The sequence below is a fragment of the Rhodococcus sp. 3258 genome (genome assembly GCF_031456475.1).
Taxonomy (GTDB): domain Bacteria; phylum Actinomycetota; class Actinomycetes; order Mycobacteriales; family Mycobacteriaceae; genus Rhodococcoides; species Rhodococcoides fascians.
Genome location: NZ_JAVDUT010000010.1, coordinates 14,895 through 36,539, shown reverse-complemented (window position 1 = coordinate 36,539; position 21,645 = coordinate 14,895). Strand labels below are relative to the sequence as shown.

General features: G+C 60.7%; 17 protein-coding genes. 12 read left to right on the top strand and 5 right to left on the bottom strand.

Annotated elements, in window-relative coordinates; genetic code table 11:
• The first annotated feature begins 56 nt into the window (after positions 1 to 56).
• The 8 genes from J2X62_RS22805 (at position 57) to J2X62_RS22770 (ending at position 10,709) form a co-directional block, all read left to right on the top strand.
• Entirely contained in the window at positions 57 to 2,138 is a 2,082-nt protein-coding gene (locus J2X62_RS22805) for a hydantoinase/oxoprolinase family protein (protein ID WP_310183536.1), read from the top strand.
• Positions 2,135 to 3,952, top strand: a complete 1,818-nt coding sequence (locus J2X62_RS22800; protein ID WP_032379729.1) for a hydantoinase B/oxoprolinase family protein — start codon at positions 2,135 to 2,137, stop codon at positions 3,950 to 3,952. The genes J2X62_RS22805 and J2X62_RS22800 overlap by 4 nt, the downstream gene beginning before the upstream one ends.
• Entirely contained in the window at positions 3,898 to 5,157 is a 1,260-nt protein-coding gene (locus J2X62_RS22795; RefSeq protein WP_310183532.1) for an amidase, read from the top strand. The genes J2X62_RS22800 and J2X62_RS22795 overlap by 55 nt, the downstream gene beginning before the upstream one ends.
• A gap of 175 nt (positions 5,158 to 5,332) precedes the next feature.
• The gene (locus tag J2X62_RS22790) at positions 5,333 to 6,349 is read left to right on the top strand and encodes an ABC transporter substrate-binding protein (protein WP_032383278.1); all 1,017 of its coding nucleotides are present in this window, start codon (positions 5,333 to 5,335) and stop codon (positions 6,347 to 6,349) included.
• 76 nt (positions 6,350 to 6,425) lie between these two features.
• Positions 6,426 to 7,190, top strand: a complete 765-nt coding sequence (locus tag J2X62_RS22785) for an ABC transporter ATP-binding protein (protein WP_052061252.1) — start codon at positions 6,426 to 6,428, stop codon at positions 7,188 to 7,190.
• A complete protein-coding gene (locus J2X62_RS22780; RefSeq protein ID WP_283542297.1) occupies positions 7,187 to 8,011 on the top strand; it encodes an ABC transporter permease in 825 nt (274 codons plus the stop codon). The genes J2X62_RS22785 and J2X62_RS22780 overlap by 4 nt, the downstream gene beginning before the upstream one ends.
• Complete coding sequence (locus J2X62_RS22775) at positions 8,011 to 8,832, top strand: ABC transporter permease subunit (RefSeq protein WP_310183527.1); 822 nt, start codon at positions 8,011 to 8,013, stop codon at positions 8,830 to 8,832. Before J2X62_RS22780 ends, J2X62_RS22775 begins: the two co-directional genes overlap by 1 nt.
• 389 nt (positions 8,833 to 9,221) lie before the next feature.
• Complete coding sequence (locus J2X62_RS22770) at positions 9,222 to 10,709, top strand: DUF4357 domain-containing protein (protein WP_283542295.1); 1,488 nt, start codon at positions 9,222 to 9,224, stop codon at positions 10,707 to 10,709.
• Positions 10,710 to 11,280: 571 nt separating this feature from the next.
• Here J2X62_RS22770 and J2X62_RS22765 read toward each other — a convergent pair.
• The gene (locus J2X62_RS22765) at positions 11,281 to 12,114 is read right to left on the bottom strand and encodes a LysR family transcriptional regulator (protein WP_283542294.1); all 834 of its coding nucleotides are present in this window, start codon (positions 12,112 to 12,114) and stop codon (positions 11,281 to 11,283) included.
• A 90-nt stretch (positions 12,115 to 12,204) separates the two neighbouring features.
• Between J2X62_RS22765 and J2X62_RS22760 the strand changes: the two genes are divergently transcribed.
• Positions 12,205 to 12,825, top strand: a complete 621-nt coding sequence (locus J2X62_RS22760; RefSeq protein WP_310183523.1) for an SDR family NAD(P)-dependent oxidoreductase — start codon at positions 12,205 to 12,207, stop codon at positions 12,823 to 12,825.
• A gap of 122 nt (positions 12,826 to 12,947) precedes the next feature.
• Here the strand turns inward: J2X62_RS22760 and J2X62_RS22755 are convergent, their stop codons facing one another.
• Both J2X62_RS22755 and J2X62_RS22750 read right to left on the bottom strand, forming a co-directional pair.
• A complete protein-coding gene (locus J2X62_RS22755) occupies positions 12,948 to 13,592 on the bottom strand; it encodes a VWA domain-containing protein (protein ID WP_283542292.1) in 645 nt (214 codons plus the stop codon).
• Positions 13,593 to 13,671: 79 nt separating this feature from the next.
• Positions 13,672 to 14,298: a DUF4352 domain-containing protein gene (locus J2X62_RS22750; RefSeq protein ID WP_283542291.1), complete on the bottom strand. Its 627-nt coding sequence runs from the start codon at positions 14,296 to 14,298 to the stop codon at positions 13,672 to 13,674.
• 165 nt (positions 14,299 to 14,463) lie between these two features.
• Between J2X62_RS22750 and J2X62_RS22745 the strand changes: the two genes are divergently transcribed.
• Complete coding sequence (locus J2X62_RS22745) at positions 14,464 to 15,669, top strand: histidine kinase (RefSeq protein ID WP_310183520.1); 1,206 nt, start codon at positions 14,464 to 14,466, stop codon at positions 15,667 to 15,669.
• 38 nt (positions 15,670 to 15,707) lie between these two features.
• On the top strand, positions 15,708 to 16,361 hold the full coding sequence (locus tag J2X62_RS22740) for a response regulator transcription factor (RefSeq protein ID WP_283542289.1): 654 nt from the start codon (positions 15,708 to 15,710) through the stop codon (positions 16,359 to 16,361).
• Between the two features lie 921 nt (positions 16,362 to 17,282).
• On the opposite strand, the gene J2X62_RS22735 is transcribed toward J2X62_RS22740, so the two are convergent.
• Together J2X62_RS22735 and dndA are read right to left on the bottom strand one after the other, a co-directional pair.
• The gene (locus tag J2X62_RS22735; protein ID WP_283542288.1) at positions 17,283 to 19,115 is read right to left on the bottom strand and encodes an AIPR family protein; all 1,833 of its coding nucleotides are present in this window, start codon (positions 19,113 to 19,115) and stop codon (positions 17,283 to 17,285) included.
• 111 nt (positions 19,116 to 19,226) lie between these two features.
• A complete protein-coding gene (dndA, locus tag J2X62_RS22730; RefSeq protein ID WP_283542287.1) occupies positions 19,227 to 20,420 on the bottom strand; it encodes a cysteine desulfurase DndA in 1,194 nt (397 codons plus the stop codon).
• Positions 20,421 to 20,520: 100 nt separating this feature from the next.
• On the opposite strand from dndA, the gene dndB reads away from it, so the two are divergent.
• Positions 20,521 to 21,645, top strand: a complete 1,125-nt coding sequence (dndB, locus tag J2X62_RS22725) for a DNA sulfur modification protein DndB (RefSeq protein ID WP_283542286.1) — start codon at positions 20,521 to 20,523, stop codon at positions 21,643 to 21,645.

Sequence of the window (21,645 nt, the reverse complement as noted above, 5' to 3'; positions counted from 1 at the left end):
GGACACGCGGAGCAGGCCTTCCCGCTCCCCTCGGGCACCGACAGAACGGACGCAGCATGAAACGCATTGGAGTCGACGTCGGCGGCACGTTCACCGACCTCGTCCTGTGGGACGACGACGGCACGGTCGTCGTGCACAAGACCCCGTCCACCAATCACGACCCCTCGATCGGCACGATGGACGGCATCAAGGTTCTCGCCGAACGTGCCGGGATCGACCCGTCCGAAATCGACATGTTCTTCCACGGCACCACCGTGGCCACCAACATCGTGCTCGAGCACAACGGCTGCGACGTCGGCATGATCACCACCGAGGGTTTCCGCGATCTGCTGCACATCGCGCGCAAGAAGCGTCCTCTCAATTACTCCAACTACCAGGATCTTCCGTGGCAGAAGTGGCAGCTCGTGCCGCGACGCAACCGTCGCGTCGTCCCGGAACGCATCGATGCTGCAGGAAATATTCTCACCCCGCTCGATGAAGATGCTGTGCGAGATCAGGTTCGACTGCTACGTGAGCGAGGTGTGCAGGCCATCGCCGTCGCATTCCTGCACGCGTACCGCAACCCCACGCACGAGCAGCGCGTCAGAGCCATCATCGAAGAAGAGTTTCCCGGCGTCTTCATCTCCCTCTCCAGCGAGGTGGCTCCGCAATACCGCGAGTACGAACGCTTTTCGACCGCAGCGCTCAACGCCTTCATCGGACCCAAGACCTCGAAGTACATCGAGAACCTCGCCGGCAAGGCCAAAGCGGCACAGGTCGGCGAGGACGTGCATCTGATGACGTCGGCCGGCGGGCTCGTCACCTCGCGCAGCGCCAGCGAAATCCCCGTCTCACTTCTGACAAGCGGTGTGGTCGCCGGCCTGCTCGGTGGCTGCGCCATCGGTAAGGCATCCGGGTTCCCCAGTGTCATCACCCTCGATGTCGGTGGCACCTCAGCGGATGTCGGCGTGGCCCCCGACGGTGCCCTGCGCATGAAGCATCTGCTCGACACCCGAATCGGTGACTATCACGCGATGGTGCCCATGGCCGAGGTCGACACCATCGGTGCCGGCGGCGGTTCCATCGCCGTGGTCGACGACGGGGGGATGTTCCGCGTCGGACCACGCAGTGCGGGTGCCGTTCCGGGCCCCGCCTGCTACGGACACGGTGGCACCGAACCGACCTCCACCGACGCCATGGTGATGATGGGATGGCTGCGCGAGAAGAGCTTCCTGTCCGGAACCATGGAGGTCAAGCCCGAGCTGGCGCGTGAAGCAATTCAGACGCACATCGCCGACAAGCTCGACACCCCACTCGACGACGCCGCGATGGGCATCTTCAAGATCCTCGCCCATTCCATGACCGAGGCGATCAGCCTGCACTCGGTGCGCAAAGGCTATGACCCGCGCGACTTCTCACTGATCGCCGAAGGCGGCGCCGGTCCGCTGTTCGCCTGGCAGATCGCCGACCAGCTCGGTATTCCGCGGGTCATCGTGCCCGGTCACCCCGGCATCACCTCCGCTGTCGGCCTGCTCACCACCGACATCCGCTACGAGGAGCCGACGACGGTGTGGACGTCGTCCGCCGACCCGAACATCGAACTCCTGCAGGAGCAGATCGAGCGCCTGTCCGCGCTCGCGGTCGCGCAGCTCGAGAAGGACGGCGTTGCAGCCGAGAACATTTCGCTCGAGCGCAGCGTCGACTGCCGTTACGTCGGTCAGGGCTACGAACTCCGCGTCGCTGCGCCGGACGGCGAGATCGACGACGTGTGGGTCAAGACCGTCGCCGAGGCATTCCACGAGGTGCACGGACGTACGTACTCACAGCGGTTCGACGACAAGCCCGTACAGCTGATCAACGTCCGAGTCACCGGCGTGGGCGCGGTCCCGCACGTACAGATCGCCGATATCGCCGTGGGCTCCGCCGACTCCTCGTCCGCGATCAAGACGACCACCCAGGCACTGTTCTGGCAGGACGAGACGTCCGCGCCGCAGTGGGTGGACACCCCTGTATACGAGCGGTCGTTGTTGTTGGCGAACAACGAGATCGACGGTCCGGCGATCGTCGAACAGTTCGATTCCACCACGATCATCGGCATGAATCAGCACGCCACCGTCGACGCCGTCGGCCACATCATCATCGAGAGGAACCCCGCATGAGCAAGGCGCTGATGCCCACCACCGGAGTGTCACTGGCGGGCGAATCCACTCGAACCTGGAACGACGTCGAGGTCGATCCCATCACCCTGCGCGTCATCGGCGGAGCCCTGCAGTCGATGGCCAAGGAGATGGCCCAGGTGCTCTACCGCATGGCGTACTCGTCGCTCATCCGAGAGTCCGAGGACCTCGGCGCGGGCATCTTCGACATCAACGGGCGTGAACTGTGTGAATCGGATTCGACTCCGATGCACTGTGGTTCGATTCCGGCGTACATCAAGGGTGTCAACCGTCGCCTCGCCGGAACGTACAAGCCCGGAGACGTGGTGCTGCACAATCATCCGTACCACGGAGCGGCTCACTCCCCCGATTACGGCGTGATCATCCCGATCTTCTGGCAGGGCGAGCACATCGGCTTCGCCGGGTGCACCGGGCACGTGTCCGACGTCGGCGGCAACTTCCCCGGCCTGTGCATGGACGTCGTCGATGTGTGGGCCGAGGGCAAGCTGATGGACTCGATGAAGATCTACGAGGCCGGGGTCCGCAATGACTACCTGATCCAGCACATTCTCGACAACGTCCGCACCCCGGAGCAGAACCGCGGCGACCTCGAAGCACTGATCGCGTGCTCGCGGATCGGGGAGAAGCGATTCACCGAGCTGCTCGAGAAGTACGGCCTCGACACCGTCATGAGCGCGGGCGAACGCTGGATGGACTACTCCGAGTCCATGCTGCGCAAAAAGATTCGAGAGATTCCCGACGGCAGCTACACCGCGCCCATCGGCTACCTCGACGACGACGGCAAGAACCGCGGCGAACCGCTGAAGGTGGCCGTGCGGGTGCAGGTCGAGGGCGAGGACATTCTCATCGACCTCACCGGCTCGAACAGTCAGGTGCCCACCGCGTTCAACGTCCCGTTCGAGGGTTCGGTTCTGCCGGTGGCCGTCTCGGCCATTCGCACGATTCTGCTCGACGAGGACCTGACCGAGGAATTCGTTCCTCAGAACGACGGGTGCTTCCGCCCGGTCAAGGCTTATGCCCCCGAGGGCACGATCTTCAACCCGGACTTCCCCGCGTCGTGCTTCGCACGGTTCTCACAGGTGAATCGGGTGTTCGACTCGATCAATCTCGCTCTGGCCCCGGTGCTTCCGGATCATGCCATCGCCGGATCGTCCGCCGCTCTGTGTGCCATCGCCTATTCCGGCATCGCGCCGGACGGCGAATCCTATTGGGTCTACATCGAAATCAACGAGGGCTCCTACGGTGGCCGCAATGGCAAGGACGGTATGGACGCCGTCGACGCCCTGATGGCGAACACTCGCAACAACCCGATCGAGGAACTCGAGCTCAACCACGCCATGCGTGCGTTGCGGTACGAGCTGCGCGACGAGGCTCCCGCACCGGGCAAGTGGCGCGGCGGTATCGGCAGTGTGCGCAAGTGGTTGATGGAGACCGATACGTTCCTCGGTTCCGAGGCCGACAACCGGTCGGATCCGCCGGCCGGAGCCCTCGGTGGCCACAACGGTGTGTCCGGCTCGTTCACCAGGAACGCCGGGACCGACCGCGAGGAAGTGTTGTACTCCAAGGTCACTCAAGAGACGATTCGTTCCGGTGAGACGCTGGAGATCAAACTGCCCTCGGGCGGCGGCTTCGGAAATCCGTTCGAGCGTGATCCCTTCCAGGTGCTCAGCGACGTCTGGGACGAGTACCTCACCGAGGACGATGCTCGACGCGACTACGGTGTGGTCGTGAACACCGATTCGTGGACGGTCGACGAGGACGCGACGGCCGAGCTGCGCGCCCGGAGCGCAGCCTGATCGAGGACGGGACCTTCGGCGGTGTCGTCCGGTGGATCGACGACCGGAACGACACCCCGGGGCCCCTGTCCGGCCTGCGCATCGGCGTCAAGGACAACATCGACGTGGCCGGCGTCGAGACCACCTGCGCGTCGGAGTTCTTCGAGCACAACGTTGCCGACGCTGATGCCGAAGTCGTCACCCGCCTGCGGCGCGCAGGTGGGTCGGTGGTCGCGAAACTGAACATGGCCGAGTTCGCCGTCGGCGTCACCTCGCAGAACTCGGCTGCGGGACCGTCGTACAACCCGTGGAGTACCGCTCGGGTGCCCGGCGGATCGAGCGGCGGTTCGGGGATTGCCGTCGCCGCTGGATTGGTCGACGCGGCACTGGGCACCGACACCGGCGGGTCGGTGCGCCTCCCCGCCGCGGCGTGCGGAATCACCGGTCTACGCCCGAGTTGGGGATCGATCAGCAACGACGGTGTGTTCCCGGTGAGCGAGCAATTCGACACCGTCGGACCGATGGCGCGGTCGGTGGCCGAGGTGAAGGCTTTGTTCGACGTCCTGTCCCCCAGCCCCTCGGAACCGCTCGCCGTGACACGCATCGGTGTCCCCAGCGTCTTCCTCACCGCGGACGTGGATCCGGGCGTCGCGCAGACCGTCGCGGCCGCGGTGCGCACGTTCGCCGAACTGGGGTACGAGATCGTCCCCATCGAGCTGGGGCATGCCGCCGATGCTCAGGACATCGTCTACACGATCGTCTACAGCGACCTCGCTCGCCGCCATCGGCACCGGCTCGACACCGAGCCTTCTCGCTTCCAAGCCGCGACGTACGAGCGAATAGCGCTGGGCCTGAGCATCTCCGAGTCCGACCGTGCCCGTGCATTCACCGGCCGCGATCGGTTCCGTCAGGCCATGACCGCCACGTTCGAGATTGTCGACGCGGTGCTGACCCCGGCCATGCCCGTCGATGTTCCCCCGAGGGACGGGGGCGACGACGTTGTTGCGCTCTCGCGCCGGATGGGACAATTCACGTATCCGTGGTCGTTGCACGACGGTCCGACGCTCGCTCTGCCGGTCGGGTTCCACCCGTCCTCGGGCATGCCGGTGGGAGCTCAACTCACCGCTGCGGCGCATCGTGAGGGTGCGTTGTTCGGTGTAGGCGAGCGCTATCAGTCGGTGAACAACTGGCATCAGGCCACGCCACCGCATACCTCAGATCTTTAGCATGAGTTGCTCGGCCGTTCTCGTGGCATTGTCCGATTTTACCTCACCTTGACGCCCTAAACATCTTATGTTTAGGTGGGTATTAGCTGTTACGTACGTCTCACTACGGGTGAAGATGCGACAGCCGACACTCCCACTTCGGCACCGTCACGCCGATCATCCAGCGAGGACGCAGATGCATTTACGCCGAGCCACGTCCATCATGGCAGCACTGACGCTGTCCACCGCATTGGTGGCCTGTGGATCCGATCCCGGTCCCGACGCGGACCCCGACAACCCAGTCACGATCGATGTCACCGTCTCGGCAGCGGCCGAAATCTACAGCATCCCTTGGCTTGTCGCGCAGAAGCAGGGACTGTTCGAGAAGCACGGCGTGATCGTGGAGAACATCGTGCCGGGCAAGGGCGGAAGCGCGACCATGCGCACGCTGCTCGACGGCAACATCCCCATCGGCGAGGTCAGCTACCCGTCGATCGTCCAGGCCGACGCGGCCGGCTCCGAACTGCGCATCGTCGGCGGCGGCACGCAGGGGCCGTACCCGATGAATTTCTACGCGCTCGCCTCGAACCCCAACATCAACTCCATCGAGGACGTCCGCCGCTGGGCCTACACCCGACCCAACTCGGCCTCCGACGCCCTCACCCGCCTCATTCCCTCACTCGCGGGCGTAGACGCCGGCCAGATCGAGCGGGTCGCCTCCGGCGGAATCGGCGAGGGGTTTGCACTGCTCGAAGCCGGCAACGTAGATATCGCCCTCGTCCCCTCCATCGTCGCCGAGCAGCGACCGGAGGACTTCAAGCTGATCGTCAGTAGCCCTGACTACATGTCGCGGTTCCTGCAGTCGACGATCACCACAACGAAGGATTACGCCGCGAGCAATCCCGGCGTCGTACGAGCCATAAACGCCGGCTACACCGAGGCGGTCGCGTCGATCGAGGCCGATCCTGTTGCCGCCGCGGAGATCTACGCGGCGTACACGGGATTCGACGTCGAGTCGGCCACCGCAGTGGTCGAACGTGCGTCCTCGGTCGGCACGTGGGGCGGCGGCTTCGACACAGCGTCTGTCCTGTCCGCGCAGGACGGAGTGGAGGCATCGGGCAGTGACCGCGAACCCGACTTCTGCACTCTGTTCGACCCGGAATTCCTCGCTGAGGGAGTCAAAGATGACTTGCCCGGCGACTGCGACTCCTGACAGCAATTTCCCACCACCAGAAGGTAGCGACGTGACTCACGCAGCGACTCGACCCCGCCCCGACACCACCTCCGCCATCGCCGTCGCATCGTCGGTGTCGCGGCGCTTCGGTGATGTGACTGCCCTCCACGAGATCGACTTGTCCATCGGCCGAGGCGAATTCGTCTCCGTCGTCGGCCCAAGTGGCTGCGGTAAGTCCACTCTGCTCGAGGTGTTTGCCGGACTACAGGATCACGACGGCGGTACCGTCCACGTCGACGGCCAGACACTGACCGGCCCTCGGTCCAAGACCGCAGTCATCTTCCAGGAATCGGCGACGCTGCCGTGGCGGACCGTCCGCGACAACGTCGCGTTCGCTCTCGAAGTCCGCGGCGTCGGTAAGAAGGAACGTCGGTCCCGCGCCGACGAGTTGCTGAACACCGTGGGGCTGAGCAAGTTCGGCGACCACTACCCCACCCAGTTGTCCGGCGGTATGCGCCAGCGTGTGGCCATCGCGCGCTGCCTGTCCATGGAGCCCGACCTGATTCTCGCGGACGAGCCGTTCGGCGCACTCGACGAGCAGACCCGACTGGTCATGTCCTACGAGCTGCTCAAGATCGTCGAAAAGCTCACGTGTGGAGTCCTGTTCATCACCCACAGCATCCAGGAAGCAGTACTGCTGTCCGATCGCGTGCTGGTGATGAGTGCGCGGCCCGGTCGATTCATCGACGAGGTGGACATCGACCTCCCGCGTCCACGGTCCGAAGACGTGCTGGCCAGTCCCGACGCTGTAGCTCTGCACGAACGTATCTGGTCGCGGCTGCGGGACGAGGCCAAGAAGACGATGAGCATTGAACCATGAGTGCGCCCACGCGCGAGAACACGCGCGCCTCCGTGGTCCCCGGATACATCCGCCCTGCCCCCTCCACCCAACTCGGTCTCCCTGCATGGGGATGGACCGTGCTGATCCTCGCCGCGGCACTGGTGGCCATCGACATCTCAGCACGGTTCTTTGCCTCACCACTGGACATCGTTCCGGTGACCGACATGATCTCGACGTCACTGAGCCTGCTGACCGACCCGGACTTCCTGATCGACGAGTTGGGCCGGACGCTGGGGATCATCGTCCTTGCCTTCGTGCTGAGCTCCGTACTCGGTGTCGCCGCAGCCTACGTCCTGTGGCGGTACGAGCTGTGGGACAGAGCGTTTCAACCGTACCTCAACGTCTACTACGCCGTCCCGACGTTCGCGCTGTACCCGATCATGGTGGTGTTGTTCGGTGCGGGTGTGGCTCCGATCGCCATTCTGTCCACCATCTTCGCGTTCGGTGTGGTGGCGTTGAATGCAAGAACCGGCTTCAATGCGGTCTCTCCGATCGTCACCAAGCTCGGAACCACACTGATGCTCACGCGGTGGCAGTACTTCCGATCGGTGCTGCTTCCGAATGCGTTGCCGAGCATCGTGACCGGACTCAAGCTGGGACTCTCGTACGCCGTCATCTCGGTGTTGGCCAGTGAGTTCATCCTGTCGACTCAAGGCCTGGGCCACTTCATCTCCATTGCCTACGACGGGTTCGACATCGCCGACATGTACGCCGGGATCCTCATCGTGGCGCTGATCGCTCTGCTCTCGACCTCGCTGATCTCGCTCGCGCTCAACCGATTCGATTGGAGGCGCCGCTGATGAGCAGCACCTTGGACAGAGTAGCCACCGCCCCGACTACTCACCCGAAAGCCGTCTCGTCCGCAGGCCGCACCAACGCCCGACGGTTCCTCCCTCCTCTGGTCGTGGCCGTCGTCGCGGTACTGATCTGGTGGGTCTCGGCGGTTCTCGTCGACAGTCTCATCTTCCCGACGCCCGCCGAGGCCATGGCCTCACTCGTCGAAGACCTGGGCAAGGCAGACTTCCGCGCCAATGTCGGCGACTCGCTACGTATTCTTGTGCTCGCGTTTCTGGCCAGTACGGTCGTGGGTTCCCTGCTGGGTCTGACGCTGGGCCTGAGCCCGTTCTGGACCCGAACCATCGCCCCGATCGTCTACTCGATCAACAGCATTCCGAAGATCGTGCTGTACCCGATCTTCCTGTCGTTCCTCGGTATCGGCGCACTGAGCCGATTCGGATTCTCCTTCTACGCCGCCTTCATCCCGATGTTCCTCGTCGCCGTCGAGGCCACGGCGTCGGTCCAGAGAATCCATCTCAAGATGGCGGCGTCATTGCAGGTGAGCTGGCCCAGATTGATCCGTCAGATCGTCATTCCCGCAGTGCTTCCGGCATTGGCGACGGGTATGCGCATGACCTTCGGCCTGGCGTTCCTGGGACTGCTTCTCGCCGAGATGTTCTCGTCATCCAGTGGCATCGGCTACGAACTCCTGCGCAACGTCAGCCTGGTGCGGATGGAAAACATCATGGGCACGGTTGTGCTGATCCTCGTGATGGCACTGCCACCCACGATTGCGCTGCAGCGGTTGGAGAGTCGCATCACCTCGAAATACGGCGGCCGGTGAGCAGAACACTCCCCGGCGAGCCGACCTACTGACTCGCCAACGAGTTTCCACCGCACCCGGAAATAGAACACGGCCAAAGCAGGATGGCGGTCTAGCGGCACCCAATCTTAGACGGTTACTGGGGTTTAGTGGCTCGAACCGCGAGTGCAGTCTGGCCAATTGCGGGTCCGTCTCGCCAAGCAACTCTGTCGCCTAACATAATCGAGCTCCCAGCCGGGGGGTACTGCGGGTGCAAAATATGATTGCCTTGGTGACCGTTGGGCGTAGGAGCGCGGAACCCAAGCGTATGGCCCGGGTACAGCCCTCTGGAGTGGATCGACTTCACCTGAGTATCAACAGCCGGTGATAAGCTCTCTGCAAATGTTCCTTACTCCCAGCCGGAGGGCTCGATGAACGCGCCGAACCGCGGAAAATCTATCCGCATTTTCCTCACAGATGGACACCCGGAAGGAATGCGTGTAGTAACCCGGCCCGGCTGGACGGGCTCACTTGTCGCTTTCTCACGTTCTGAGTATTCAGTAGCGCGCCTTCGCCCAGAAATGAAGATGACTGGCATTTATATCCTCATGGGCCGGCTCCAAGAAGGACAGCGGCATGACGGACTGTACATCGGCGAAGCAGATGTCGTCTCAAGTCGATTAGACAAACATCACAAGAATAAGGACTTCTGGACAAAAGGTTTTGTGCTTACAACTCAAAACAACCACCTGAACAAGGCACACGTTAGGTATTTAGAGTCCAGACTGATCGCGATTGCAAATGAAGCGGGTTTAGTACAGCTCGAAAACGGTACATCGCCCGATCCCATACATCTCGGCGAGGAAGACGAATCCGACCTTGAGCTCTTTCTCAGCGAGGCACTGGACCTGTTCCCACTAGTAGGCGTCTCCGCATTTGATACAGTTCGCGCAACCGCGCCGATTGTCCAGCCTGATCAGCACACGGGCACGGCCGCATTTAAAGCAAAACCTCCCATTACCCCCTCCGGGCAGCTTCACGTGCGAGAAACGACCCCGTCCGAAACCCGGCAAACCTTATACATACACGGAAACGGTGTTCATGCGGAAGGGCGAGACGACGCCAGGGGCTTTATTGTGTTCGCAGGCTCAATTTGCCGGAGCAGCAAAGGCCAAATGGGCACCTATGAAAAAACTCGCCTGCAGCTAGAACAAGACGGCATTCTTCGTAAAGATTCCACTGGCCAGGTGGTACTGAAGTCGACTTACATATTTGACAGCCCGTCTGCGGCAGCAACCGTAATTTGCGGGAGTAGCCGAAACGGAAGAACCGAATGGAAGACCGCAACCGGTCTGACGCTGAGACAACTCCAAGAGGCCGAAGTGCCGATATCCAACGATAGGGATAAGTACAAGATTTTAGGAGATACACACTCGCCAGTGTCGCGTCCATCTTCCACGAATAGACCGGAAGAACAACGAAAGACTTCCACGGTTGATGCATCTAGCAAATTTCAAGCCGCAATCGACCGAAGCGCCGGGACCTCGAACCAAAATGCAGCTCGAAGTACGCCTGTGGAGAGAACCAGAAAGCACCACGAGGAGGATCTGAAACTGCTAATCGAACTTTCCATCGTTGAGGCTGGCGAAGAAATCGTATATCACGAAAAGCGAAAAGATATTCTCCATAGAGCAACGATAGAATCGGACGGTGCGATATTAATTGGACACAAACGGTACGGAGCACTATCGACAGCCCTCGGCGAATGCGTACAGTACTCAATTAATGGCTGGAAGAATTGGCGATTGGCCCGCAACGGGGCGCTGCTCAGCGACCTGAGAGATGAAGCCAAAGGAATGCAGTTCGATTTCAGCGAGTTCGCTAGAGACAAAACTAAGACTCGTCCAGATTCCGAATGAAGTTATTCTCTAGCGGCAGCAGCAAAACCGGTCCCGCCAATGCCCGGTCCGTCGAACCGCGATGAATGACCTCAGCGAAACAACGCTTGCCAGGTCGCCGCTCCAGCTCGATACCCCGCCCCGAACAGCCATGGCCACCTGGAGAAACTACGGGGTCGACCACCACCGTCTCCCCGCCGCCTGGGCATGCTCTCAGGATGCAACAACACCGATCCTCCACATAGGCCGTCTCAAGACTCTGCCGAATGATCAGCCACGTTCGTGGTGTGAAGCCCACTGCCTCAGCGCGTTTCGCGAGAACGATCCACACTTCACTGCTCGCGTATCCACTCCCGAGTACCAGCCTTCGGGCCTCAAGCATGGAAATATCCCGAACCAAATCGGCGGATAGCTCGGCAGAGTTTGGCACCAGGCACTTAGACGCTCCGTCGGAAGGGGTTCCCACTTGGCAAAGCGGGCGGTGATCTCCGTGGATTGGGGCGGGCCTATCCCTAGTTAATCAGTGGAGGTGAGCCGATGGACACATCGAGACCACGAGGATTCACTTGTCATCGCCCAAGTTTGCGGTCCGTCACTCGAACGCAGCGCCGACGGCCGACCGGACCAATGCCGATACCGCTGGCGATCGGACTCCGGACGGCCACGCGATGACCGTCGTGATCATCGGCGCATCGGACACAGGGACGGCCACGTGCTCGGGCCACTGCCACGCCCGACTCGATGATGGAATGACCAGCAGCGCCTGGCCCAGCGCGACCAGTTGAGCGATCTGCGATTGAGCGCGCACCTCAGGCCCGGGCCCCTTCGGATAGGTCCCGTCAAGCTGCGGCCATCGGGCCATCGGCAGATCCGGAACGTCACGGATATCGTCCATGCTCAGTTCGTCTTTCGAGGCCAAGGGGTGATCACGCGGAACGATCGCGACCTGTCCCTCGGTGAGGAGGTCCTCGGAGTCGAACCCGACGAGGTCATCGACGGGACGATGCATCAACGCCACTTCGGCATCACCGCGGCGAAGATATCCGGCCTGCTCACCGACTTCACACAACATGACATCCACGTCAGCGGGGTGCGCTTCGAGAACGCGGCGTAGGAGCTCGTGCGACGCACCGGCTTTGGTCACCAGTTTGACCCTGGCACCGGCGGCTCGTGCTCGCTGCGCTGCCGCAGCGACAGCGTCGAGCGCTACCGCAGCGTCCCGCAGGAGCACGGCACCGGCAGCAGTGAGTGCGACTCCACGACGATTCCGATCCAGGAGGGCGACGCCGAGTCGGCGCTCCATCCTGCTGATCGCTCGCGAGAGCGGTGGCTGGGCGATCCCTAGGCGTTGCGCTGCGCGCCCGAAGTGCAGCTCCTCGGCAACGGCGATGAAGTACCGGAGTTCGCGTGTTTCGAGATCGTCCACTCCGTCAGCGTAGCTGTGATACCCGTCGAGTATCACTGGTTGGTCGATCGGTATTGGACGCACCTGCGCTCGACGCCGACCATGGACCGCATGACGACACAGACCGCGCTGATCACCGGTGCCAACAATGGGATCGGCTTTGCTATCGCACACGGACTCGGAATGCAGGGAATCAGAGTAGGAGTCGGGGCGCGCAACGATGCACGACGACAGGACGCGGTCGACAAGCTTCGTGCTGCGGGCATCGACGCCTTCGGAGTCCCCCTCGATGTCACCTCCGACCACAGCGTTGCTGCCGCCGCCGCCTCGATCGACGACCTGGACATACTGGTGAACAACGCCGGCATTTCCGGCGGCGACCAACAAAATCCGACGACGCTGGAAATCGACGTATTGCGGACTACATTAGATACCAACGTATTCGGGGTCATCAGAGTGACGAACGCACTACTTCCGGCACTTCTTCGATCTGCCTCACCACGCATTGTCAATGTCTCGAGCAACATGGGCTCGCTCGCGTTACAGACCGGCCCGATCATGGCGGCATACGCTCCATCCAAGACCATGGTGAACGCGATGACCGTGCAGTACGCACGGCAGCTCGTGGACACTGCGGTGATCGTGAATGCATGCTGCCCAGGTTACGTGGCAACGATTTCACCGGATTCGCATCCACACGCACGCCGGAGGAGGGTGCCCGTATCGCGCTGAAGCTCGCCACCCTGCCCGACGACGGCCCGCGGGGCGGGTTCTTCGACGACGCCGGCTCGGTGGCCTGGTGAGACCCCCAGGGCCGAGCTGACCACCGCCGAGGGGGACGTAGGAGACTGCCCCTACTCCCCTCGCGCCCGTCTGCGATCTTCCGAAGTGAAGGCTGAATCCGAACTCGCATCGACACCGGCCGAGCGCTTCCGATGCTGGTAGTCCGCCACCGAATCGAAGGCAGCCGTCACACCCACCGACGTCGAGACGTACGTCATTGACTTGCCACGCTGAAAGCCCAGATCGGCACCCACCTCGACGGCATCGATGTTCGATCCCAAGAACACGAAGTCCCAGCTGTACTCAACCTCCTGCCGTTGAATCAGCTCCCGCACAGCAAAATTCGTCCACTCCCCGCTCGCGTTCTCATGACCGTCGGTCATCACGAGCACCGTCACCGAGCCCGGGCGCTCGTCCTCCGGTGTCGCGGCCAGCCCTGCACCGACCTCGCTGACGAGCCGGCCGATCGCGTCGTACAACGCAGTACCGCCCCGTGGCTCGAGCGCCAGTGGGTCGACGTCCTCGATGGGCACATTGTTGTAGACAAGCTCGTACCGGTTGTCGAACTGCGCGAGCGTGACCACGGTACGACCGTCGGCCTCACGCTCCTTTGCGATGAACGAGTCGAATCCGCCCCGGGTGTCGTCGGCGATGGAATGCATCGAGCCTGACCGGTCGAGCAGTGCGGCGACGAGGGACAGCTGAGCGTTGGTCATAGTTTCCTCCTTCGGGTCGCAGCCGACACTGCAACTAGTGAGTTGGATTGGGAGAGATTAGAAGGGCTGTTCGCGTCGATCACCGGAGGGCGACCGTCGTTCCGCCCGAGAAGGCCGAATCGTGCAGCTCGATCTCAGCAGGCACGGTCCCGACGGGGACGTCGAACACCACAGTTGTATCCAACGCGTTGCCTGGGTTGATTTGCTCGTAGCCGATGCCCTCGTCGAGGTAAGCAGTCGCGAGGCTGTCGACCGAGTACTGCTTGCCGTCGGCGTCGAGCAATCTCTGCGAGGACGCGTCCAAGCTCTGCGCACGATCGCCGATGTTGCGCACGGTCATCATCACCTGGACATACTCGCCCTGCGCGGTCTGCGTCAGGTACTCCGAGCCGACCGTCGCGACGGGTGGTGCGACCGTGGTGACGACGAACTCGAACTTGCCGTCCCTCACGGGGACTCCGATACCCGGCTGGGTCTGCTCGGCCGAGGGCGCAGGAGCCGCTTCTTCCGACGCCGAAGATCCGGCCGGCGCGGGAGCTGTCGGGCTCTCCGACGAACCACCACCGATGAGCCGAATGACGACACCCAGCACGACGATCGCCAGGATGACGGTCAGGATCTTGTGTCGGGCAAACCAACTCTTCTTCTGCTCGGGAGCGGGCGGGGCGTACGGCTGCTGCTGGGGGTTCGGATTGTGGTTGGTCATGTCGAAATTCCTCTCGTTCGGCGATGCATCAACCACACCGCAGTCGACCCTGTCCGCGCCTCGGCTGACCGGTCGGTGTGCCTCGTCCTTTCGGTCGCATCCGATCGGCCATGCGAGCCATTCGGACGATTCGCAGTGTCGGTGCTCGGCCGTACGCTTCTCCTCGTGAGCACCCATCGGACAGGCACCCTGCGCCGCAAAGCCTGGACGACGGCCGCGGTGGCCTACAGCCTGTTCTGCTCGTTGATGACCGCCGGGTTGGCGGGTGCGTCCGGCACACCCGGCTGGAACCTCGGCATCGGCATCACGCTCAACCTGATCGCCGGTGTCGCCTTGATCTGGCGACACGAACGGCCATGGGTCGTGCTGGGACTGGCGTTGGCCGGGCCGCTGTTCTTCGCCACCGATGCGACCGCGGCGTTGATTGCCCTGTTCGCTGTCGGTGCGTTCGCACGAACCAAGCCGCTCGTGATTGCTGCCGCCGCGGCGTACGTCGCGTGCGGGGTGTCGTTGACGTACGACGCGCATCGCAGTCGGTACTACTCCGTCCTGACCATCGGTTCGACGAAGGCCGAGGATGGGTCCATGCCGGTGGAATGGGACGTCCCGGCGTGGATTCCGTGGGTCGTCGCGGCAGTGCTCGTCGGGTTGGTCGTGGGTGGAGCAATACTGCGCCGCACAAGGTCCGATCTGACGGAGGCAGTCGTCACGCGAGACAAAGTGACGGTGGAGTCTAACGCACTTCGTGAGGAGATGCTGCTGAATGCGGAACGTGCCCGCATCGCCCGCGACATGCACGACACCCTCGCTGCCAGCCTCAGCCGTATCTCGTTGTTCGCAGGCGGAATGCAAGTCAACAGCGCCGATGGACCCGAGAAGGTCGCCCAAACTGCATCGATGATTCGGCAGACCGCCCACGATGCGCTCGACGAGCTCAAGCGCATCATCGGCGTGCTGCGCGGATCGGCCGATGCCTCGAGCGGTGGTCGGCAAAGCGTCGAGGGCATCTCTGATCTGGTGCACTCGGCGCGGGACGCGGGCTTGCACACGACGATGATGCTCGACGTGACGCCCGGTGAAATCGGGGCTGCGAGCAGTCATGTGGCGTATCGGGTGGTGCAGGAATCGCTCACCAACGCGCAGAAGCACGCTGGCGGTTCCACCATTCGGGTAGCGGTGTACGGGTCCGATCAGGCGGGCGTGAGCGTCGATGTGCGCAATCAGCTGATGGGTCAACCGGCGTTCGAGCACGGGGCGGGTACGGGGTTGGCAGGATTGGCCGAACAGGCCCGCGGGGTGGGCGGCACGTTCAGTGCCGGCGCGCAGCCGGGCGAGTTCGTGGTGTCGTGCTGGCTGCCGTGGTACTCCTGACGGACGGTGTCGGATGCGCGTTCTAAGCTCAGCGCACCATGACAGCACCAGCCGTGATCACCGTTCTGATCGTCGACGACGACCCCTTCGTTCGGCGTGGAGTGACGGACATCTTCGCGAAGACCCCGGACATTTCGGTGGTCGCCGATGTGGAGGACGGCGACCAGGTGCCTGCCGCGGTGGAGGCGTTCCGGCCGCTCGTTGTTCTGATGGATCTTCAGATGCGCCGCGTCGGCGGACTTGACTCCACCCGCGAGTTGATGACGCTGGCCCACCCACCGAAGGTCATTGCGATGACCGCGATGGATGTGGACGATCTGGTGGTACGGGCGATCAAGGCAGGGGCGCACAGCTTCCTGAGTAAGAGCGAGGCACCCGAGACGTTCCATCAGTCGGTTCGAGCGGTGGCATCGGGCAACACGTTGTTCAGTGAGGATTCGCTGCGGAAAATTGTGACAGCGTCGATGTTGCCGGCGCTTCCGGCATCGGTGTCGATGGACGTGCTGAGCCCGCGGGAGCGAGATGTGTTGCGCATCTTGGCTACTGGCTCGACCAATGCGGACATCTCCTCCGAGCTGTACCTCAGCGAGACGACGGTGAAGACCCATATCTCCGGGATCTTCGTGAAACTCGGCGTGCGCAATCGAGTCGAAGCGGCATTGGCTGCCTTCAGGGCAGGCATGGTCACGTGAACGGGCCGGCCAGATGCACTAATCGCCAATCGATTTTAATTCGAGCAGACCCCAAGCCCTCGGAACGGTCATCACCTTGCGGTCCGATGCAATCCCAAGCGCTTAACGGAAGGGCGACTTCGACTTAATCCCTACGTCGACGACTCCAACCGGCAGAATCGCCACTCGCGATCTCGAATGCTTCTCGACAGCGTCGCCATGGACGCGAGAGAACGATCTTGTTAGCTCTTGGACCCCCGATACACCGAGCCCCTCGCCGAGGACGACCCGGTCTCATGACCGCCACGCCCGGGAATAAGGCCTAGACGTCGACATTCGTACCGTCCGGCATACCGCAGCGAAAGCGCTCCACGCACTTTTATGGGAAGCAGGTGGACACTGGGCGCGCAGTCTTCAGCGTTTAAGGTGCGCAGTTTGCCGCACGGCACTGACACGAAAGCCGCGATTAGATGCAAGAACATGGACGCAACCTTGCCGTACAGACTCAGTGTCACAGCAAGCAGCTGGGGCGCGACGGGTTCCGGACGCAGATCTCTCACAGCACCAGCAGCAACCGGCCGCGCGAACACAACACCACCCAACTAATCATCTCCCCCGCCGACCGAGTGAGACCGTGCCAGACAATCAGCGTACTGCAAGGGCGGCTGACGGTCGGAGCGTCACGCAAATCACGTCCGACACGTGCGGGCGCCCGCATGCGCCATTCCTTTTCGGGTTCAGATGCGGTGCCGACTCCGGTGGATACCGGGAGTGGACATGAACCAGCGTCATGATTCTTCCGCCGCTGCCGTTTGCTACGTTCTGCGTGGGAATGATGCGGATGGAGTGATCTGAGCCCGGAAACTGTGCCCTCTGGTGCCTGAGCTCGTCGGCGACGGTGCAGCCTACGGTATCGCTGCGTGACAACAAATACTCCAACTATTAACCCAACGAAGGCAACAAGGTTTCAATATCGTACTCTGCTAGCTCATTCTTCAGGTGCCCCCGCAGATGCTCAGTAAAGGAGGACGGACGCTGGAGTGCTGAACGGATTTCTGTCGGACTCCCGAGCGACATCGACCACACCCAAAGTACCTTGTAGCACTTTCGCAGAACGGCTTCCAGCTTTTCGGGCTGATCGCTAAACAGAGCCCGAAGTTTTTTTGCCCGTGCATCCCCAATTCCGCTGTACCGGGATATCAGTATCTCAGCAGCAAGGGCGGTCACCGTGGCCGCCACGAGCTTACGAGACCTCGTAAAACCCTTCAGTTGTTCGGACGGTTCATCCCCAGAAAACAGCGAAGGGACCAGCCGATTCAAGCTACTTCCCTTTGAAAGAAGTTCATCTGCTGCTATAAATATTTCATATGCTAACAGAAAGACACTTGCCGGAGTCTGCGAATCGAAAGCAAGATTCTCATTCTCGCCGTAAATTGATTCTTTCTTTCCTATCGCGTCGGCCGGCTTTCCGCGATACGCCAAGTAGGACTGGCCTATGGCATCCTTCGGGACGCGTCGTGTTCCGAATGTGGCCCTTTGAGCCGGAGTCAGCGCATTCCACTCACCCATTCTGCGCACATAAAAATACGGCACTTCCAATGATTCAAAATTCTTTTGAATTTTTCGATGCCTCTCGTCGTTAGACCTGAGGTCACTGAGCTTCACCTGCGTCTGACTGTTGGTGAATTCTGAAATTTTCAGCAAGGCGTTTTTCCCAGCCCCAGAATTGTCAATCGCGATAATCCGAGCTTGCACAGACACAACCCCGGCGGTCAACGAATGCCTTCTTTCTTTGAGGACGGAAGATGTTTGCGCGCCGTTTACTATTTGCGGATTCAAAGCTCGGAGAACCATATTCTGTTGATCGTTCAATACAAATTCATAGTTGTCCACTACAATCGTCAAACCATTATTGTAGAGCCAGAATGCCGAACGGCCCACCTCATCTTCCAAGGTTCTTATCATACTCTTATTCACGCGATTACTCTTCGCAAGATAGTATCGGACGTTAGCATGGAAAAGCTGGGGACCATTTTCGGCTACAACATCACCCAACGACTTGCCGTCTAAAGCAGCGATGGCCGAGTTACTAACTCCAGAGACGGGTGCACCTGAACGATCGTAAAACTCATCCTTCCCAGATAGAATGAAGTCGACATACTTACCGGACAAATCTCCAATGGGTTCATTAGCGATCCATATTTCCTCCAGTTTATCTATGTCATAGAAGGACACTGAAAATCTTGGATTGGCCGCCATTGCCGCGATTTCAAGTTCCCTCTTTGCTTGATCGGACACTTTGCCCGCGATCAAGAAATCTAAAGATATTGCGAAATCATCGTCAATTGCTCTCTTCAAGGCATCAGCGATAACATTAAGCTTTTGCGCGTGAACACTGTCTGCGACGGCCTTAGCGTCACTTAGGAAAAGTGCGCCATTCAATAAACTACGGAGAGATCCAGGAGGTGTCGATGCCAATTCGTTTTCTGGATATTTGGCTTGCATAAGATGCAGGACCAAGTTGTCCTCATCCATGAACCAACCATCGATCCCGCCGTCGCCTATGCTCAGCGTGTCCGTTTCATTAAATGCAGTGTCTTCCTCGACATCAAAAATGTGAGTCATTCCCCAAACCGGAAAAGCACGATGATCGGGAACGCCGTATCGTTCGGCCAGGCGTCCAACCGCGCGACGCATCCACTGCATGAAGTCAAGAGATGCACTATCTGACAACAAGTAGTACCTCACCAAGTCGTGACCAGCAGGCTTAGGCACGGGATGCACCGGACCCACACTGATCGTAGTATCAACGACTTGACCTTACGGCAATCCAGCCGTGGGCAGACACAAACGACAGCCACCTACCTGTTTGCGGCTTCTCCCGGCTTACAGTGAAGGGAGGCGAGTACGCATCAGGCGTTCCGCAACCATCTGCCAGTCTGGCTCCGGCGTCAAGTGGCTCCATGAGAACCTCATCGACCCGTCGATCCGCTCTCTGTCTAAATTCATTGCGACCAACACATGGCTCGGTTCGTAGCTCGCTGATGTGCAAGCCGACCCGTTGGAGATCGCTACCAGTTCTTTCAAAGCGACAATTCCAGCTTCGGAATCTAAGCCAGGCAAGGAAAAGCTCAGAATGTTAGGGACTATACGATCGAGATCGCCATTTACTTGAAAATTCAGGTTTTCGATCGCTTCGATTAGACCTTTACGAAGGCGCAGACAGTGCATATTCCACGAAGAATTTTGTCTCACAGCGAGCGAAACGGCCGTACCCAGACCTGCCACCATTGCTACGGGCAGGGTGCCGGATCGAAGCCCCCGCTCTTGACCACCACCGATCAGCAGTGGCTTCAAAGGGATCCTACTGTATCCCCGTCTCCGAGCAATCAAGGCTCCGATGCCTTTCGGAGCAAATAGCTTGTGCCCCGACACGCTAATTAGATCAATTCTCTTGTTGTCGAACATCGACAACAACTTTCCGTATGCTTGCGCCCCGTCGACGTGCAAATATGCCTGGTGATCAGCGAGATATTTGGCAATTTCTGCAATTGGCTGTATAACTCCAGTTTCGTTGTTTACAGCCATTACCGAGACCAGCAATGTATCCTCACGTACGGCCGCTAAGATGTCTACGGCTGACACCCAACCGCCTGACGTTGGAGCAACCTCCGTCACCTCGAAACCTCGTTTCGAGAGTTCGCGGATCGGCTCCAGTACTGCTTTGTGCTCGATCTGCGTTGTGACAATGTGCATCCGGCCTGAAGCGCGTCCTGCTTGCTCCAGTCCCAGGAGTGCGAGATTATTGCTCTCAGTCGCACCGCTGGTGAAGATTACCTCATCGGGTTTTGCAGCTGCCGGTGCCGCCACCTGCTCCCGTGCGCGATTCACTCGCTCTTTGGCGCGCTGCCCGTAAGTGTGAGTACGACTACCTGCGTTGCCGAAATCCTCCTGCAAATAGTGGACCACCTCGGCTAGTACAACAGGGTCGATTGGTGTGGTCGCGGCGCAATCCAGGTACACCGGAGCCGCAGCGGCGTCGCTCGACGAAGAGTTGTCGGTACCTGGAGCTATCGTCATGCCCGAGACTGTACGCGAAAATTGACGTACGTGTTCGTTAAATATGGCGTGTTGTTCGGATGTATAGTTCCGTACATCCCCGACCAACCTTTGGAGAGACATGGTCAAGCAGTCAAGCTCGGTAGCTCGAAGCCCGGGCTTCGAGTACGTCTTCCCCGCCATCCGAGGGGTTCAAGCCGGGCGGGGTTACTTCGTGACGATGTGCCCCTTGAGACTAATACCTCGCCTGTTCCTGTTCGACGACGAGGAGCTTGTCCCGGAGATGCGTGCGCAGAGGACGCTGAACAAGGCACGGGTACCGGAGATCGCTCGGTACGTGGTCGAAAATCCGGACAGCTACGTTTTCTCTGCGCTCACGGCCTCCGTCGACGCGGACGTCACGTTCGAGCCCTTCGGCGGCGGTGGACCGAACGACCGCATCGGCACCCTCACTATCCCTATGGCAGCCAAATTCGTTATCAACGACGGACAGCATCGCCGGGCGGCTATACAGGAAGCTCTGAGCCAAAACCCAGATCTCGGTGACGAGACCATCGCCATCGTCATGTTTCTGGACCTCGGGCTCAAGCGCTGTCAGCAGATGTTTGCAGACCTGAACAGGTACGCCATCCGGCCCGCGAAATCGATCAGTGTGTTGTACGACCACCGAGATGACCTGTCCGCCATCACGCGCGTCGTTGTCTTCCAGTCCGACTTTTACAACGATCTGACAGAGACCGAGTCGAGCAACTTGGCAACCCGTTCGCGGAAGCTGTTCACATTGTCGGCAATGTACAGCGCAAACCGCGCACTTCTAGACGGGCTCGATGACAGCAGTTTCGATCAAAAAGTCGAGATGGCTCAGGTCTTTTGGGACACCGTCTCGAAGTACATCCCCGAGTGGACTCAAGTTCGCCAACGCGAAGTCAGCGCCGGCGAAATCCGCAGGGACTTCATACACAGCCACGGCATCGTGTTGCACTCACTCGGCAAGGTCGGCAACACCATCCTGCGGGACACACCTGACAAGAAGAAGTGGCCAAAGATCCTGAAGCAACTCGGAGACATCGATTGGCATAGATCGAACTCGTCCGTATGGGAGGGTCGGGCGATGTCCGGTGGTCGCGTCTCGAAGAGCGCCGGCAACGTCTTGCTGACAACAGCGCTCATCAGAAGAACCTTAGGAATTCCGTTGCCAGCCGACGAGCAGCGCGCCGAAACCGCATTTAGTGGAGGAGACAAGTGA

What these genes read in the sequence shown, in the direction of transcription:
- J2X62_RS22805 (WP_310183536.1), top strand. Translation starts at nt 57, where the DNA reads ATGAAACGCATTGGAGTCGACGTCGGCGGCACGTTCACCGACCTCGTC.
- J2X62_RS22800 (WP_032379729.1), top strand. Translation starts at nt 2,135, where the DNA reads ATGAGCAAGGCGCTGATGCCCACCACCGGAGTGTCACTGGCGGGCGAA.
- J2X62_RS22790 (WP_032383278.1), top strand. Translation starts at nt 5,333, where the DNA reads ATGCATTTACGCCGAGCCACGTCCATCATGGCAGCACTGACGCTGTCC.
- J2X62_RS22780 (WP_283542297.1), top strand. Translation starts at nt 7,187, where the DNA reads ATGAGTGCGCCCACGCGCGAGAACACGCGCGCCTCCGTGGTCCCCGGA.
- J2X62_RS22775 (WP_310183527.1), top strand. Translation starts at nt 8,011, where the DNA reads ATGAGCAGCACCTTGGACAGAGTAGCCACCGCCCCGACTACTCACCCG.
- J2X62_RS22770 (WP_283542295.1), top strand. Translation starts at nt 9,222, where the DNA reads ATGAACGCGCCGAACCGCGGAAAATCTATCCGCATTTTCCTCACAGAT.
- J2X62_RS22760 (WP_310183523.1), top strand. Translation starts at nt 12,205, where the DNA reads ATGACGACACAGACCGCGCTGATCACCGGTGCCAACAATGGGATCGGC.
- J2X62_RS22755 (WP_283542292.1), bottom strand. Translation starts at nt 13,592, where the DNA reads ATGACCAACGCTCAGCTGTCCCTCGTCGCCGCACTGCTCGACCGGTCA.
- J2X62_RS22750 (WP_283542291.1), bottom strand. Translation starts at nt 14,298, where the DNA reads ATGACCAACCACAATCCGAACCCCCAGCAGCAGCCGTACGCCCCGCCC.
- J2X62_RS22740 (WP_283542289.1), top strand. Translation starts at nt 15,708, where the DNA reads ATGACAGCACCAGCCGTGATCACCGTTCTGATCGTCGACGACGACCCC.
- dndA (WP_283542287.1), bottom strand. Translation starts at nt 20,420, where the DNA reads ATGACGATAGCTCCAGGTACCGACAACTCTTCGTCGAGCGACGCCGCT.
- dndB (WP_283542286.1), top strand. Translation starts at nt 20,521, where the DNA reads ATGGTCAAGCAGTCAAGCTCGGTAGCTCGAAGCCCGGGCTTCGAGTAC.